The following is a 16,554-nucleotide window of genomic DNA, read 5'->3' on the forward strand; positions in this document are numbered from 1 at the left end:
GCGATGCACACATAAGGACAGGAAAGACAGTTATGCGCCATACGTTCGCCGTCTACGTCGAAGACCTCCCTGGAGTACTGAATCGGGTCGCTTCACTCTTCCGGCGCCGTGCGTTCAACATCGAGTCGCTTACGGTTGGCCATACCGAAACTGCTGGAGTGTCGCGGATGACAATTGTTGTCGACACGGACGAGCATGGTGCGCGACGCCTTGAGGCGAACCTCTATAAGTTGGTGAATGTGCTGCGAGTCGACGACATCACGCTGCGACCGTCGGTGGAGCGGGACTTGGCAATGATCAAAGTTTTGGCCACGCCTGAGTCGCGTACGCACATCATGCAGCTTGTGGACGTTTTTCGCGCTCGGGTGATAGATGTTGCGCCGGATTCGGTAATCATTGAGACGACGGGCACTGAGGACAAGATAGATGGCTTGGTCGAGGTGCTCAAGCAGTATGGCGTCATCGAGATGGTGCGTACTGGATGTGTGGCCATGGCGCGCGGGCCAAGGCTCGGAGGGTTAGGTGATGTAGCCGAGCGCGCGAGTGGGTTGGGAGACGAAACGTCAACCGACGACAATAACGTTTCGTATTCGGTGTAATTACGGTTCATTTGATTTTTTATTTTTTGTGAGGCGTTGACGAATGGCAAAGATTTACTACGAAAATTCTGCGGATATAGGACTGATTCAGGCGAGGAAAGTAGCAATAATCGGCTATGGGTCACAGGGGCATGCGCACGCACTGAACCTCAAGGATAGTGGAGTTAGCGTAAAGGTAGGGCTCCATGAAGGTAGCAAGTCGCGGGCGAAAGCTGAAGAAGCTGGCGTGGAGGTCACATCGGTAGCTGAAGCAGCGAAGTGGGCTGACGTGGTCATGATTCTGGCGCCGGACACCTCCCAACCGAGGATTTATCAGGACTCCATTGCTCCGCATCTGACCGCTGGCAAGATGCTTATGTTTGGCCACGGTTTCAACATTCGTTTTAAGACGATTGCTCCTCCGGCCAATGTTGACGTTTCAATGATTGCCCCGAAGGCTCCTGGGCATCGAGTGCGGGAGGTCTATCTTGAAGGTGGTGGGACACCGGCACTATTAGCGGTTGAGCAAGATGCCACAGGTGACGCGAAAGCGCTAGCCCTGGCCTATGCAAAAGGGCTGGGTGTGACCCGTGCGGGTGTCATCGAGACAACTTTTAAGGAGGAAACGGAGACTGACCTGTTCGGTGAGCAGGCGGTGCTGTGTGGCGGAGTGAGTGCGCTGGTCAAAGCGGCGTTTGGAACGCTAGTCGAGGCGGGTTACCAACCGGAAATTGCCTACTTCGAGTGTATGCATGAGTTGAAGCTGATTGTTGATTTGATGTACCGCGGTGGCCTGAATTACATGCGTTACTCGGTTAGCGATACGGCTGAGCACGGCGACTATACAGGCGGTCCCCGCGTAGTCACCGATGCGACTCGAGAAGCGATGCGTAAAATGTTAGCCGAGATCCAAGATGGCACCTATGCTAAGAACTGGATCACGGAAGACGCGAACGGTCGCCCATGGTTCAATGAGGTTCGCACGCAAGAGCAGACCCAGCAGATCGAGGAGGTGGGCGATGCTCTGCGAAAGATGATGCCCTTTCTTGACGCTGTGACCATTGCCCCAGGGAACTAAGAAATCTCCGCTCTAACGGCTATCGCTCAAACCGTGCCCCAAGACTGAACTTGGTATGATGGCAGGCCATGAGGAGTTGTTGTTTCCGTTGGTCAGCAGTTTTGATCTTGGCGGTCGTCACTGCCTACGCAGGCGGTCGTGTCGTAACCGCCCAAGACTCGCCTTTTGATCTCCTAATTATCAACGGCCGAATCATGGACGGTACGGGTAATCCGTGGCGTCGAGCCGATATCGGTGTTCGTGATGGTCGGATAGCAGCCATTGGGTTGTTGGGCGATGCTAGGGCCGAACGCCGGATCGATGCCGGCGGTCAACTGGTGACCCCAGGATTTATTGATGTTCACTCACATGCCGGGGAGGGTTTGGCGCGTGAGGGACTCGGTCAGGGGAAGCCGTTGCTGGCGCAAGGGATCACCACCGTTGTCGCAAATCCTGACGGTGGGGGACCAGTTGATCTAGACCAACAACGCCAGTTGTTGGAGTCAAATGGTCTTGGTTTAAATGTCGCACTCCTGATCGGCCATGCTGCGGTGAGGCGTGATGTGCTCGCAATGGCTGACCGCACACCGACCGAAGAGGAAATGGTCGAGATGCAACGGCTCGTGCGACGCGGTATGGAGGCCGGCGCTTACGGGCTCTCCAGTGGACTGTTCTACGCGCCGGGCAGCTATGCGACAACAGAGGAGATTGTTGCACTCGGGTCAGTCGTAGCCGAGTTCGGGGGACTTTATACGAGCCACATTCGTGACGAGTCCAACTATACGGTCGGTCTCGTTGCCGCGGTGAATGAGGTGATTGAGATTGCTGAAGCAAACGGCATGCTCGGCATTGTTAGCCATATGAAGGCATTAGGGCCTGATAACTGGGGGCTTTCAGTTGCTGCGACGACTCGGCTCGATGAGGCACGACGACGCGGAGTTGAAGTGTATGCCGATCAGTATCCGTATGAAGCGTCTTCCACCGGTCTGTCGGCAGCGCTCCTACCGCGCTGGGCACAAGTGGGTGGTCCAGATCAGCTTAGACGACGACTAGCCGATTCGGAGACTCGGATACGTGTTGTTAAGGAAATGCGTGACAACCTTCGGCGTCGTGGTGGTGCTGAGGCGATCGCTGTCTCCTTCTATCAGGCCGATCCTCAGCTAGAGGGGAAGACGCTCTCAGAAATTGCCGAGGAGCGCGGCCAACCGGCTGTCGAGACGGCTCTCGACCTGATCGCCCGCGGCCGGGTTTCGATTATCTCATTCAACATGTCTGAGCGGGACATCGCTCACATCATGCAGCAGCCCTACACGATGACCTCAAGTGATGGCGGGCTGGTACCTATGGGTGCCGGTCGGCCGCACCCGCGTAACTACGGTGCTTTCGCACGAAAACTGGCCCGCTACGTTCGCGAGCGCGAGGTCGTGTCCTTAGAGTTCGCCGTGCGGTCGATGACATCGCTACCGGCGGCGGTGTTTGGCTTGCAGGACCGTGGTGTCTTACGGATTGGTGCTTGGGCTGACATAGTGATCTTTGACCCGGCTGTGATCCAGGATCGAGCGACCTATACGGATCCGCATCAGCTGGCCGAGGGAATCGATGCGGTTGTCGTGAACGGTATCGTCGTCCGTCAGGATGGGCGATTTGTTGATACGCGACCGGGTCAAGTCTTAAGGAAATGAAATAATCCTAAGCATGCCAAACAGATGGTTGTAGTTAGGCAGGCTGGATATGGGAGGCTAGGAGTTTCCCCGCGGCTGAACGAAACTCGTCGGTCCACGCGTGGCCGCCGTCAAATACGACCGACTCCACAGTCGCGCCGCATGACGTGAGAAATGACAGATCGGCGTCGTAGCGCTCCTGCGTAAACCATTCATCGCGTACTCCTCGGCCGATAAGTGTCGGCGGAAGGTCGAGGCTACCTGCCTGCCGAAGTTCGGGCGGAATGTCCCCTGCTAACACAATGAGACCATCCGACTGATGTCTAATGGCAGAGGCAACGCGGTAGGCCATTGAAGCGCCTTGAGAAAACCCTTCAAACACCATGCAACCATTGGTGTCGTGATGTTCCAAGATTTCCTCGACCACTCGATCGATATACCGCAAGTTATCCGCAATTGCCTGCTCCCGGCAAAGCTTGGTCATCCAGCTTGCGACGACGTGTTGGTGTGTTCGGTCGTAGAACCAATGCAGCGCCTGAACGGAGACCACTAACCATGCTGCTATGCCGGGAATCCGTTCAAGCTGACGCAGATGTACGTCGGCGTTTTCTCCGTAACCATGGAAGCCGATGAGAAGTGGGTGAGGCCCTTCGGTATCGGGAAGACGTAGGAGATATCTTCCCTGGGTAGTGGCACTGACCTTCTTGACGGTTGGGTCAGGGTTCGTCATGTGTTACTACCGACGGTCATAGTCAGTTAGTGCTTCAATCAGCACTTGGCCATCTGGTCTAGCGAGCGTGATACCGGCTAAAAAGGCTAGAGTCGGAGCGATATCCTCAGGCGCTGCGATACTTGAGTAAAGTCCAGGAATAACCCCTGGGCCCGCGAGGACGAGCGGTACACGTGTGTCGTAGTCGTAGCCAGTACCATGATCGGCGGCGCGGATCCATGTGTACCAGTAGGGTTTCGGAATGATGACTAAATCGCCGCTTCTTCCACGGTAGTAGCTGCGCGCTACCTGTTGGGTGATTTTGTCGCTAAATGGGCCAGGGTGAAGCTCCTCACCGCGGTAGACGCGTTCAATGCCAGGATATTGTTCGAGAGCGTCGATAACAGCCGCCAGCGTTTTAGGGTTCTCGAGCATTTGGTTATAGACGCCTGGTGCGAAGTAGAACTCGATATGAGTCATTCCAACGGCATACTGGCCGGGTCCTAAGATTGATTCGAGTTTGTCATTGACGTGGGCAATTACATCGCGGCGGTTGATCCGGCCAGCATCGATTCCCATTTCGGTGGCGTGCTCAGGGACCTGTCCGAGTCCGTGGTCTGCCGATAGAGCGACGACGTATCGGTCTCGTCCCACCTTGCGATCGAGATGGTCAAGGAGACGGCCAATTGTCCGGTCGAGTCGGAGATAAATGTCCTGAACCTCCGCGCTGTGTGGACCGAAGTCGTGGCCTACGTAATCGGGAGCAGAAAAGCCCACAGCTAAGTAGTCTGTACCTGCGCCGGCGCCAAGTGAGAGAGTATCTACCGCTGCGCTAGCGAGACCCGCCACGTATTCGTCTGCCCATGGACTGCGTCGCCACGCGTTGTAAAATTCTCGGTCTGGCGTGTCCCCCATGGCATGTGCGAAGTTTTCATTTTCCACCGAGGCGGTCCTTGCCTGATCAGGTAAGGGTGTCCACACGCCCCCGAGGACATCTTCAACTGGATGAGCCAGGATGTAGTCAGCGATGAACGGAACCGGTGCGTCCGTGAATGCCGTGGATGTCGTCCAGACGTTTCCTGCATCAAACCACGCGACGGCATCACCGCCTTGGCCAGCCAAAGGCACGGCGGCACGCGCTTTAACGGCAAAGGCTGCGACCTGTGCTGGCGGGTCGTTCTGTAAACGGAGTTCGTCAGCTAGGGTCGGCATCAACATGCTAGCTGGACCATGTTGTTCCCTGGCGTCAGGCCCATAGGATATGGTCACGACGTTGTCATCGGCCGTGCAACGGACGCGCTGTCCTGCCGTAGGGTCCCACCAGCCGTCCAGTATCATGCCGTGTGTTCGCGGAATGGTGCCGGTCGCAATTGTTGCGTGGCCCGCGCAGGTCAACGTGCCGAAGTAAGAATGCTTGGCCTCGCGAAAGACGGCGCCTTCGTCGAGCAGGCGGCGAAGGCCTGCGCTCCACTGATCACCGTAGCGTTCGAATGAGTCACTACGCATCTGGTCCACCACGAGGATGACAATCAACGACGGTGGTGGAGTCTGGGCGCTGAGTGACCCGGCGATCAAGCTGACAAGAACTAATACCAGGCCGGTGAATGTATGCGTGCGCAGAACGTGCATCCAGAACATCGAGTAATTGAGATTGGCGTCTCTGGATTATACCTCGCGCTGCGACTCTCGAGACACGACCCTTGTGTCAGAATTAGCGGCGCCCATTATTTTTTACACGGGCGTGCGAGCAATTGTCTATCGGTCGGCCCAGTCGAAGAAGTTTTAGTTCCCTGAAGTCGTCAGATCGAGTACCGATTACAATTGTGTAAGCTATTGGGCGGTGACTACAAGGAGTTTGCCTGATGCATAAAACTGAAATGCCTAGCTTAGCGGAGGTCCTGCCAGGCCATGCCGAGCCGATGTATGTACCCGAAACGCATTTCATCAACGGAAACCGTTTGTTGCCACCGTTCCCAGTTGGGTTCCAGTTAGCCATGTTCGGCCTTGGATGTTTCTGGGGAGGGGAGAAGGCATTCTGGGGCCTGCCTGGCGTGTACTCGACAATGGTCGGTTACGCTGGAGGTTCGACAGCCAATGCGACGTACTCGGAAGTGTGTACTGGACGCACAGGCCATAACGAGGTGGTCAGAATAGTCTTTGATGCGACAACGATCACATATGAGGCACTGCTTCGAACGTTCTGGGAATCACACGACCCGACTCAGGGTATGCGACAGGGAAACGATGTCGGCACTCAGTATCGCTCAGGAATTTACGTCTATGACGCGAGCCAACAGCACCAAGCTGAGGCGACGCTCGTGGCTTACCTTGGTGCGCTCACCGCCGCTGGCCGCAGTACGCCGATCACGACTGAGATCGTTGAGGCGCCAGACTTCTATTATGCTGAAGAATACCACCAGCAGTACCTGGCGAAGAATCCCAACGGTTACTGTGGTCACGGGGGGACCGGTGTAGTGTGTCCATCTACTACACTCTAAACCGGCTTGACTTGCGGATTATCGCGTGGCCAATGACCTGGTAGGCTGAATGGGGTGCTTCACCTCACCTCAACGTTTCAAGCCGGCTCCGACGTCGATTTTGACCTCCACCAGAAACCTTCGAAAGTTTGAATAAGTCGCCTCACCGTTGACCTCGATACTGCGGCGAGCGAGTCGTTCACGTGTCGTGATTGGCCGTAGGCGAACGAGATAGCGCTCTGTCATTTTCGCAGGCACGAGGATGCCAAGTGTATCGTCTGGACGATAGGTCACGCGCATTTCGATCTCTAAATCGACAGCGTCGTCTTCGGTACGAAAATCTGTTTGAATAACGCGCCCGGTTGACGGTTCGATCCACACCTTGCCGTGGCCCAAAAGGTCCTTACCGTTACCGCCCGTGATAAGAGCGGGTGGCTTGTTTTCTTCGAATTCAATCTCCCACGTGTTGATTTCTCCAATGCGCTGATTGTCATCCTTTCGGAACTCGAAGCGCGGTTGTTCTGTGACGGAAAGGACTTGTAGTGCCATCGTTGGCACGTTGGTATTACGAGTGATCGCTCCAATGTTAAAACGGGCACTCTCAGCCATGAGTCGTCGCCGTAGCTGCCCTGTAATTCTCGGTGATTTCAGGAAAAGCTCCTCTAAGCGCTGCTGTCGGTCCGGGACCTCTTTTCCATCGACCTTAATGACGTCTCGGAAGGCCAGCCAGGGCTCCTGTAGTCCAGGAGTGCTCAGGACTAACAGGTCTGAAACCATCCGGCGGGTCAGCCTGCCGTCAGACACTTGAAGGTAATGTTCTTCAGCGATCACACTGCCGAGGTCAGTTTGATATCGATCGACGTAGGCGGCTGCCCGCTCCAGCACGGTTTCAAGGGTCGGTTCTTGTGCTGCGCTAATCAGTGGAAACACTGCAACGATCGCCGCCATGGTGAAGAGTCGCGGTATTCGATCACTGTTCATGCTAGCGGCCTTTGGTGGTGTGGGATGGCCACCGGAAATGGTCGGGGCGCCCGGATTTGAACCGAGGACCTCCTGCTCCCAAAGCAGGCGCGATACCAGGCTACGCCACGCCCCGTTGACAACTGATTCTACTGGGTTTAACGCCTAACAGCTAGAAGCGTCGGGTCATCGGGTAACCGAGTTCGACTTGACGATGAAACAACGCAGGGACGCGAGGCTTTATGTTTCCCATAACGCTGTGTTAGTGGCTAGGTAATTACGCAGGGCACGCACTGCTTTTCCTCGATGGCTGACAGCAGCTTTTTCTTCTCTTGAGACCTCAGCTAGGGTCTTGCCATAGGGAGGGTAGTGAAAGATCGGATCGTAGCCGAAGCCTGCCGCTCCCGACGGTTCATCAGCGACCTGGCCTTCGACGATTCCGCGGGTCTCAAACAGGATGTTTGAACCACGTACCACAACCAATGCGCACACGAACCTCGCCCGGCATCTTAACCGTTCCGCATTTGCCAGTCGGGTATAGATCGCCTTGAACCTCTCAGAATAACTATCGCCGTTGAACCGCGCTGAATGGACGCCTGGCTCTCCGTTCAATCCGTCAATCTCTAGTCCAGAATCTTCTGCTAGGGTCAACTGCCCGGTCGCGGCCGCGTAATGCAGTGCCTTTTCACGGGCGTTCGCGACGAACGTGTCACCGGTTTCATCGGGCACAATTACGGGTGGGAAGTCGCTGAGCGAGACGAGGTCGACGTCGAGTCCGGTCAAAATGGAACGAATTTCACTGAGCTTGTGAGCGTTGGTTGTAGCCACCAAGAGTTGCATCGGACTGCTACATCATGCCTTCGTGAGGTAAGCACCAACGATTTCACGCTGTTGCTCGATGAGTTGCCGGATGCCCTCGTCTGCCAAGCTAAGTAGTTGGTTTAGGGTGTCTCGTTCGAAAGGGGCACCTTCAGCAGTGCCTTGGACTTCGATGAAGCGGCCATCACCAGTCTTTATGATGTTCATGTCGACCTCGGCCACCGAATCTTCGCTGTAAGCGAGGTCGAGCATCGGCACACCTGCTACGACTCCGACGCTTGTTGCGGCGACGTGGTCGAGCACCGGCATCGATGTAATCTGGCCCCGTTCTCGCATGCCTTGGACGGCGAGCACGAGAGCCACGAAGCCTCCGGTGATAGCGGCAGTACGGGTGCCACCGTCTGCCTGAATGACATCACAATCGATCCAAACAGTACGTTCACCGAGGGCTTCGAGTTTTGACACTGCACGTAGCGACCGACCGATGAGTCTTTGAATTTCGTGAGTACGACCGCCCACTTTTCCTTTTGTTGATTCCCGGGTCGAACGTGTTGTTGTGGCCCGCGGAAGCATACTGTACTCCGCTGTTATCCAACCCTTACCACTATTACGGAGAAACGGCGGAACTCGATCTTCGACGCTGGCACTGCAAATCACGCGGGTACGCCCGACTTCAATCAGTACGGACCCTTCAGCATGGAGGAGATAATTTGGCCTGAGTTGTGTTGGACGAAGCTCGTCTGGCCGACGTGCGTCCTCTCGGGTTGGAATCGTCATTAGCGTGTCATGAAAACGGTCAGGGGACTGTGATATCACCGACCTCAGGTGATGCTAGATCAACCCATTCCGCTCGCGGTGTTATGGGACGCCTGAGGTCAACGTGACCGGCGAGTGTATCCACTTCCCGTCCTTCGATCAATATTTGTACCGCCCGGATGCTCGGTACGTTGACAGTGACCGCATTGACGATCGTGTAGACAGTCAGTAATTCGCCCAAGGAACCACCGGAGTGTTTGGAACTGATTTCTCGGCTCAAATTAACAAAGGCATCGCCGCGGTCAGTGAGGTAGACCGCACGGACCAATGTTCCTTCGGGTATTGTTGAAGTTAGCGGCGGTTCAACTCCGAGAAACTGTGCTTCGAGGACATGACGGGCCTGTTCTACCGGCGCATCGCCCTCGACCACATTGCGCTCGACCCCCATCAGTCGCTCGCCATCGTCAGAGACATAAAATAACGTTGCCGTGGTTAGTCGGGCCAGCTCGGTGGGCGCTTCACGTGGTACCATCGCCTCTGTGTCTTGGTTGTTTTCGTAGAGGTCGGGTACCGTGACGAAAAGCACCCACGCACTGAACATCCCAGCTGCGACCACGACCAAGAGCCAGCGCCATCCTCGGGTGGTCACGGTTCCTCCCAAAATGCGTTACCGACCTCAGGACTAATCGGTTGTTCGACGTGGACCCGAAAGCCGACGACGCTTTCAAAGAGTGCCTGGACCAAAGTTTCCCGAAAGGAGCCCGAGGTTAGCTTCTGCTCCTCATTAGGATTCGACAGAAAACCCAATTCTACTAGCACTGCCGGCATATTTGCGCCAGTCAGGACTCGAAGTGGAGCAGCCTGCGACCGACTCGGTCTGACATCGACCAGAGTGCGCAATTGCGCATCAACAATCGCCGCGAACATCGCTGATTGGTCTATGTGGCTGATTTGCGCCATTTCCCATGACACAGCTTCGATGTTACGCAAGCCACCACCTAACACTGAGACACTCCGATTGTCAGAGCCTTCTCGAGAAGTTCCGCTTGCGTCGTCGAGACTCAGATACGAGACCCCGGCACCGGCTGGGAGAGGAGTGAGTGCTGCGTTTGCGTGCAAGCTGATGAATAGATCAGCCTTATTGTTGTTTGCGATGGCTGCTCGTTCGTCAAGACGAACCATTCGGTCGTCGTTACGCGTCATCACCACACGTAGACCGAGACGACTTTCGATTGCACGTTGAAGTCGCTCCGCTACCTGGAGCGTGACTTGCTTTTCGAGAACGCCACTTGGTCCAACAGCGCCGTGGTCGTCCCCACCGTGCCCAGGGTCGAGGACTATTGTGCGCACGACAGTTGGTGCTGTGAGTTCAGTAAGCGGGGGAGTGGTCTCGTTGACCGAAGGCTGCGAGGGAGTGCTCGCGGCAGTTATTTCGCTGGTTACACTTTCGGACAATACGCTGACCAGTAGGGTCGACGTGCCAGTGACACTATTTCCCAGGGCAGATTGAAAACTTGCATATTCAGAACCTAGGTTGATGGTCAACCAAGATGGTTCGGGACCACGCTGAATGCTGGTAACCAGTGAACCCGAACCCGCTTCTGGTAGCGAAAGGTCGAGGGCGTCGGCTTCGAATTTGACGAGTAGGTGCTGTTGATCCTCCTCAATCGTGTAGGGCGCCGGTGGGGTGACTTCAAAAATGATTTGGACCCGACCATTGCCGACTGTGTATCCCACATCCACAGTGGGAACGCGTAGATCCCCAACGATGACGAGTCCCGACTGCTGCCGCCGTTCGATCGAAGTGTTGATAACGAGTCCTAGCACCCGATCCAGAAACTCGATTGGAACATACCAGCCACTGGAGGTACGGACCGGAGGCGAAGGAAGGGTGACAATGCGACCGCCCACCGACGCGAGGTTCTGCGTGGCGGGGAGGACGACCACTTCGTCGCGGTAGGCGACGGTCAGGCCGTCAGCCAGCGAATCCTCTTGTACACTCAGGCCAAACACCGAGGCGAGGTCACTTAATGCGACCATCTGACGGTTGTTCACTTGTGCGACTGCCACGGTCTGATGACCGGTAGCCATCATTACCGTCAGTGATTGTTGTTGGGCTTGGGTTGGACGGTCGGTGGCCTGTAGGACCGTGCCCAATAGGCAGAGCACGAGTAGCAGTGGCCATCTGACGCGATGAGTGAGACGCTCTCCAACCATCCGGATAAATCGAAACCAACGATTATTCAATCACAACCTCGGCACTGAAGTGGTTAGCTGACTTGGTATCTGCAGTACGCCGCGTGGCGTGTAATGCCACATTTCTCGGCAGCGACAGATCGTTCACGCGAGACTCCCCAGCGGAGGAAATGTGTCGGGCATCGTTGGCCGAGGGGAATCATCCGGCGCCAGCACCGACTTTCGATACTGTGCGCTAGCGCACGTCGTGCCAATGACCGTGTTCGGGCGACCAAATTCTATTGACCTCTGTCCCCTCACGCGCGTTCGTCATGGAAATAACGATACCAACGACCCCGCCGAGTAGAAGGACTGCGAACAGTAGCATGGCTGTCCTAGAGTTCAGTGGCCCGTCCTTGGCCATGCAGCATTTCTTATATTTCTTGCCACTCCCGCAGGGGCAAGGTGCATTTCGCTCGGCTTTCACTGAGGCTTCATTCTATATGCCAAGGCCCATTAATGGCGAGTCATCTGACGGGGCTATGTCACTGGTCTGCCACGGTAGCATCAATGGAAAACACAGCAACCCCGACATTGCTACGAGACGGAGCCGGCAGTTGTGCGCCCACAATTCGACAGCACCAGATAGCTGAACTTACGAGATGCTGAAAAAATCAGAAAGAGATCCGTGCATCGAGTCGGGTTCGTTTGTGTAGGGTGTTGAGTTGCCCTGCTGCAATCGACAGCCTCTTCGTTAAAATGACATTGAAATCGACGTGTATTCCCGGCACCACCATATACGACACGCTAGGCTTATGCATTGACAGGTTGGTTCCGCGGTTGTCGGAATACGAAAAGGCTGAGAGTGCAGCATCCCGCTCGACCCGAGCGAAGGTATAGGTGAATTGAAACGAGCCTGGTTCTGACGCACGACCGATCGCTGCGGTGACCCAGACGCCGAAGTCCTCGTCTGTGGCTGCCTTGGTGTTCTTCACCATGTTAGCGGTGAGTTGGAGGGGGTAGCTTGGATGGCCAGTACTCACAGTGGCGCGAGCGATGATATCTAGGAGGTTGAAGCCAGATGTGAATCCGGTCGTGTTGCCCTGCGCATTCACACTGAGTGCGTTGGTATTGCGTCCGACATCTTTTGATATCTGAGCAAGTGCAACAGCATTGACATCACGAAACGCATAATCGGCAATGGAGAGATGCCAGCTCACAGTTTCGAGTGATATTCCAACTTCGCCGTAGCCGGCGAACAGAAAGGCGTCTGGGCTTGTATTGTTTTCCTGAAGGGGTACCTGGGCGGCCACGAATTTGACCGAGACCGGCCCAGTTGTGTTCCGAAACTGCTGGTAAACGCCCTCCCAGTTGAGGTCATTATCGAAGGTCATCTGAGTTCGCGTCACTGGCAACCCGAACTTTCCTCCGCCAATCGTGACAGCGTTTGATGGGCTGTATGTGAGGAATGCTCGATCGAGATTCATTGGTTTTGTAGTTAACAGGTCGGTCATGGTTTGGTTTGTGGAAATCGGATTTCCAACGTCGCCAGAAGCGAGACGAATGCCAAAGTGGACATCGTTGTTGATCTCAGTGTCCAGTGCTAGGCGTGCTCGAATCCGGAGGCGTTGGCGAGCTCTTGTATCATCTTGAAAAAATCCCTCGTGTCGCACACGAAAATCTCCACCAATGGTGATGCGCTCAGACCAGCTTGATTGTGCCGAAACTGCAGTTGCGCCTAATACCATAACGGTGAAGGCGTACACAGCCGCCAACCGTTGAACTACTCTGCGCATAAATCCGACGTTGAACATGAAATTCCTCTCGCTACTGTATGACTTCCTCAAGCGTCCCTGCACCGTCGGCAGATATTGTCCCGACCGTCTTTGCAGCGAAACGACCACTAAAGAGGACATACTCGCGGTTGGAACGTAGGACGTAACTGATTTCCTGTACAACAAGGGTATTTATCGACCAAAGAGATTCTAGTTGCGGTGCCTGATCATTGCCGATGCTAGTGTCGTTCACCGATATCCTGCTGTGAGTACTCGGTGTCGGTCGACCGGCCGCCTTCAAAGCGATCAACAATCGTTGCGGTCACGAGGTCACCGCCGACGTTTAGCGTCGTCCGGCACATATCGAGGATCCGATCGACACCAAGCACGATGGCGATCCCTTCAACTGGCACCCCTACGATTCCGAGCACCATCATTAGGAGTGGGATTGAACCACCTGGGACGCCAGCTACGCCAATCGCTGTCACTACCGACATGAGGATCACGATCAGTTGACTACTGAGAGGGAGATTTACACCGAAAACCTGCGCGATGAACAACACCGTTACCCCTTCGAACAACGCTGTACCGTTCATATTCATCGTTGCGCCGAGGGGCAGCACGAATCCTGCTACCGCTTTGGAGATGCCCAGTTCCTCACGCGCGACCCGCATCGTTGTGGGCAAAGTGGCGTTACTGGAGGAAGTGGAGAACCCAGTGAGGATCACGACCCGCGCGCGTTTCATAAATTCGATTGGATCACGCTTGGCCACGAATCTTAGAATCAGCGAATAGCCCACGATGAAGAAGATCGCGAGGCTGCCAACGACGGTCATTATGTATTTCAATAAATTAAAAAGAATTTCGAAGCCGAAGCGCGCGGTTACACTGAAAATTAAACAGGCTACGCCTAACGGTGCCACTTTCATTACCAAGCCGATAATGGCGATTGTGACTTGGCCGAGGCTTTCAAGAAAATTCAGTAACGGCTGCCCTTTTTCCTTGGGCACGATGGTCAGCCCAACCCCGATCATTAAGGCGAAAAAAATGACGGCGAGCATCTCGCCATTGGCCGCAGCCTGGACCGGATTACGGGGCACAATCCGTACGAATAGATCAATGCCAAATGCCCCGTCGGCGAGTCCCATTGCGTCCGAGTCACCTTGGTAGGTCTCCATAAGCCGTTGGGTCACTGAGGCGTCGAGTCCCTCGCCCGGCTTCATGAGATTGACGGCTGTCAGACCTAAGACCGTTGAGAGCGCCGTCAAGCTCAGGAAGCTCAACATCGCGACAACACCAATGCGTCCTAGGCGTTTAAGGCTACCTAACCCTGCAATCCCAACCGACAACGTCGACACGATGAGTGGAATGACCACCATGATCAACGCGTTCAACCAGACACGCCCGATCGGTTCAGTCACCGAACTCACAAATTGTTCTGTCGCGGGAGAGCCATCCGTTGACAAGTTGATGACGATGCCGAGCACCGCACCAACTATCAGGCCCAGGAGGATTTTTGTGTGAAGAGCCATAATGTGATGATTACACACCTGTCAAGACGTCTTCATCATAGTAATCGACTTTGTGTAAGGGCATGACCACACTAGAGAGCACGTTCAGCACATGCCCACCGATCCGTTTGTAATAGCGTGTGGCTAAGACTAGCACGGTTGTAGTGCTTGCATCGTAGTCCGATTGACTGATCCGTCTGACAAGCGCGTCGCACCGATGAGCAGCATCCCGACCCTGGTGAATCAATTCAATTGCTCGTTCACGATTGGATGATGCGAACACTTCCGCCGCCACCTGAAAGGAGGTTTCCACGCCTTGCCGAATTTCCTGCAATTCCTGCACGAGCGCATCTTTAGGTAATGGTCCTGAACGAATATCGACGACCTCTGCCAAGTTTTTAGCGTAGTCGCCGAGACGTTCGACGTCCTTCACAAGACTCATTAACAATAGCGAATAGGGAACATCAGGCGTCTTGCCTTGAATAGAAAGGTGTGACACGACTTTTTTCCGAATTTCGCGCTCCAGCTTGTTCACTTGCACATCGTCTTCGTAAATGCGAGTGCGATCTTCAGCCGAAGTTTTTTCTCCAAAGCAAATCCCACCAGCTGACAAGGTCATATTGCAGGTCAACTGAAGCATCTCCTTGAAAGAGGCGCCCATGGTATGAAGTGGATTATCAGCGCGGAAAATACTAAGTAGTTCGCTGAGCATTCTCACCTCCTCCTCTCACTTTAATAACTGCGTTACATATATCAGCAGTGCTGGAAAACCGTAAAACATAGTCGCGACATAGAACAGAGCTAACTTCTTGGACCTAACAGCCGCCGCTGCAAGCATTCTGGCGGCCTGCAGTGGCACCTGACGAATCCTTCTAACGGGATAAATCAGTATCGTTCCGCTAAGGTTGAAAAACAAGTGCACTATGGCGATCTCGACCCCAGCCAAAGCATTCGGTCCGGACACGGCCAACGCGGCACCCATCGCAGTTATGGTCGTTCCGATGTTTGCACCGATCGTAATCGGAAACGCCTGTTCTAGCTTGAGGACGCCAGCGGCAGCTAACGGAACCATAATTGACGTCGTAATCGAACTCGATTGCACCATGACGGTAACGATGACCCCAATCGCCATCGCGAACACCGCACTTGAACCAAGCGCACTGGCCACCGCGGTTTCGATGCGTGAGATTACCAAGGAACGCATCAATTTTACGATTAGCCAAAGTGCTACAAAGATCAGCGCCGCGCTGATACCGACCAAGAAAAAAGCTTGTCCCCACTCTACGTTGAATATTGCTTCCGCTAAGCTCTGGATAGGGGTAAAAGCAAAGCTCAACAATGCCTTGAATGGGCTCTCATATGTGAAACTACCTATTCCGACAACTACCGTAGACAAGAATCTTGCAGTGCTCTGCAGATAGCCTGTCATTAATTCCAATGGCAGTAAGACCATTACCGCCAAGATGTTAAAGAAGTCATGGCAGCCGGCCATCGAGAACGCTCTTTCGAACTCGTCGCGCCGTCCCATGTGCGCCAATGAGACAACCGTACAGGTAACCGTCGTCCCAATATTGGCACCCATAATCATCGGAACAGCATTAGCTAACGGCAGAGGGTTGTCCGGTGCGGCTACCAGTCCAACGATCATGGACGTCGACACCGATGAACTCTGCACTAGCGTTGTGGCCAGCACCCCTACGAAGATCCCGACAAAGGGATTTGCAGTCAGACTGAAGAAGCTGTCTAGGAAATCTGTACCGAACAGCTTGAATCCATCGCCGAGCCCTTTGACGCCAAGCAAAAATACGAAAAGTAAAAACACAACCGACAGAACCCGTCGGATGACAGATGTGAGTTCTTGCTTTTCAGACGATGTGTGTCTTGTCATTCAGCTTTACGAACTGAGTGAAGGAAGGAAAAGTACGAACGTCCCTTTTAAGATTGTGGGTTCGGAGAGTCTTGGACGTTCATACACCGCAGGAAAAAACGACCTGCAAAAAACCGTGGGGATTCTAGGTCAGGCGTATAGGATTGTCAAGGCGAAAACTACAAGATATAGACAAAAAAGTTAAATGT

Annotated in this window: 16 protein-coding genes and 1 tRNA gene; 4 read left to right on the forward strand and 13 right to left on the reverse strand. The window is 54.5% G+C overall.

Annotated features, from left to right (window positions below):
- Window positions 1-32: 32 nt before the first annotated feature.
- From ilvN to QGH09_10700, 3 genes are all read left to right on the forward strand, one after another.
- Window positions 33-599, forward strand: a complete 567-nt coding sequence (gene ilvN, locus QGH09_10690; protein ID HJO18649.1) for an acetolactate synthase small subunit — start codon at window positions 33-35, stop codon at window positions 597-599.
- Between the two features lie 43 nt (window positions 600-642).
- Window positions 643-1,656 (forward strand): ketol-acid reductoisomerase, encoded by a 1,014-nt coding sequence (gene ilvC / locus QGH09_10695; GenBank protein ID HJO18650.1) that lies wholly within the window; start codon window positions 643-645, stop codon window positions 1,654-1,656.
- 68 nt (window positions 1,657-1,724) lie between these two features.
- Window positions 1,725-3,317: a D-aminoacylase gene (locus QGH09_10700; protein ID HJO18651.1), complete on the forward strand. Its 1,593-nt coding sequence runs from the start codon at window positions 1,725-1,727 to the stop codon at window positions 3,315-3,317.
- 34 nt (window positions 3,318-3,351) lie between these two features.
- On the opposite strand, the gene QGH09_10705 is transcribed toward QGH09_10700, so the two are convergent.
- Both QGH09_10705 and QGH09_10710 read right to left on the reverse strand, forming a co-directional pair.
- Complete coding sequence (locus QGH09_10705; GenBank protein HJO18652.1) at window positions 3,352-4,026, reverse strand: hypothetical protein; 675 nt, start codon at window positions 4,024-4,026, stop codon at window positions 3,352-3,354.
- A 6-nt stretch (window positions 4,027-4,032) separates the two neighbouring features.
- Window positions 4,033-5,634 (reverse strand): alkaline phosphatase family protein, encoded by a 1,602-nt coding sequence (locus tag QGH09_10710; protein ID HJO18653.1) that lies wholly within the window; start codon window positions 5,632-5,634, stop codon window positions 4,033-4,035.
- Window positions 5,635-5,867: 233 nt separating this feature from the next.
- Here QGH09_10710 and msrA point away from each other — a divergent pair, with 233 nt between their 5' ends.
- A complete protein-coding gene (gene msrA, locus QGH09_10715) occupies window positions 5,868-6,503 on the forward strand; it encodes a peptide-methionine (S)-S-oxide reductase MsrA (GenBank protein ID HJO18654.1) in 636 nt (211 codons plus the stop codon).
- Between the two features lie 69 nt (window positions 6,504-6,572).
- On the opposite strand, the gene QGH09_10720 is transcribed toward msrA, so the two are convergent.
- From QGH09_10720 to QGH09_10770, 11 genes are all read right to left on the reverse strand, one after another.
- Window positions 6,573-7,463, reverse strand: a complete 891-nt coding sequence (locus QGH09_10720) for a hypothetical protein (protein ID HJO18655.1) — start codon at window positions 7,461-7,463, stop codon at window positions 6,573-6,575.
- A 38-nt stretch (window positions 7,464-7,501) separates the two neighbouring features.
- Window positions 7,502-7,578: transfer RNA gene (locus tag QGH09_10725), tRNA-Pro, on the reverse strand.
- A gap of 104 nt (window positions 7,579-7,682) precedes the next feature.
- Window positions 7,683-8,282, reverse strand: a complete 600-nt coding sequence (gene rdgB, locus QGH09_10730) for an RdgB/HAM1 family non-canonical purine NTP pyrophosphatase (GenBank protein HJO18656.1) — start codon at window positions 8,280-8,282, stop codon at window positions 7,683-7,685.
- Window positions 8,283-8,294: 12 nt separating this feature from the next.
- Window positions 8,295-9,038, reverse strand: coding sequence for a ribonuclease PH (gene rph / locus QGH09_10735; GenBank protein ID HJO18657.1), 744 nt, complete (start codon window positions 9,036-9,038; stop codon window positions 8,295-8,297).
- A 19-nt stretch (window positions 9,039-9,057) separates the two neighbouring features.
- Window positions 9,058-9,666 (reverse strand): GerMN domain-containing protein, encoded by a 609-nt coding sequence (locus QGH09_10740; GenBank protein HJO18658.1) that lies wholly within the window; start codon window positions 9,664-9,666, stop codon window positions 9,058-9,060.
- Entirely contained in the window at window positions 9,663-11,264 is a 1,602-nt protein-coding gene (locus QGH09_10745) for an N-acetylmuramoyl-L-alanine amidase (GenBank protein HJO18659.1), read from the reverse strand. Before QGH09_10745 ends, QGH09_10740 begins: the two co-directional genes overlap by 4 nt.
- A gap of 184 nt (window positions 11,265-11,448) precedes the next feature.
- The gene (locus QGH09_10750) at window positions 11,449-11,679 is read right to left on the reverse strand and encodes an SEC-C metal-binding domain-containing protein (GenBank protein HJO18660.1); all 231 of its coding nucleotides are present in this window, start codon (window positions 11,677-11,679) and stop codon (window positions 11,449-11,451) included.
- A gap of 187 nt (window positions 11,680-11,866) precedes the next feature.
- The gene (locus tag QGH09_10755; GenBank protein ID HJO18661.1) at window positions 11,867-13,006 is read right to left on the reverse strand and encodes a putative porin; all 1,140 of its coding nucleotides are present in this window, start codon (window positions 13,004-13,006) and stop codon (window positions 11,867-11,869) included.
- Between the two features lie 200 nt (window positions 13,007-13,206).
- On the reverse strand, window positions 13,207-14,499 hold the full coding sequence (locus QGH09_10760) for a dicarboxylate/amino acid:cation symporter (protein ID HJO18662.1): 1,293 nt from the start codon (window positions 14,497-14,499) through the stop codon (window positions 13,207-13,209).
- Window positions 14,500-14,509: 10 nt separating this feature from the next.
- Window positions 14,510-15,190, reverse strand: a complete 681-nt coding sequence (locus tag QGH09_10765; protein ID HJO18663.1) for a PhoU domain-containing protein — start codon at window positions 15,188-15,190, stop codon at window positions 14,510-14,512.
- Between the two features lie 15 nt (window positions 15,191-15,205).
- Window positions 15,206-16,366 (reverse strand): Na/Pi symporter, encoded by a 1,161-nt coding sequence (locus tag QGH09_10770; protein HJO18664.1) that lies wholly within the window; start codon window positions 16,364-16,366, stop codon window positions 15,206-15,208.
- Window positions 16,367-16,554: the final 188 nt, after the last annotated feature.

The organism is Vicinamibacterales bacterium, assembly GCA_036012125.1.
Taxonomy (GTDB): domain Bacteria; phylum Acidobacteriota; class Vicinamibacteria; order Vicinamibacterales; family UBA823; genus UBA11600.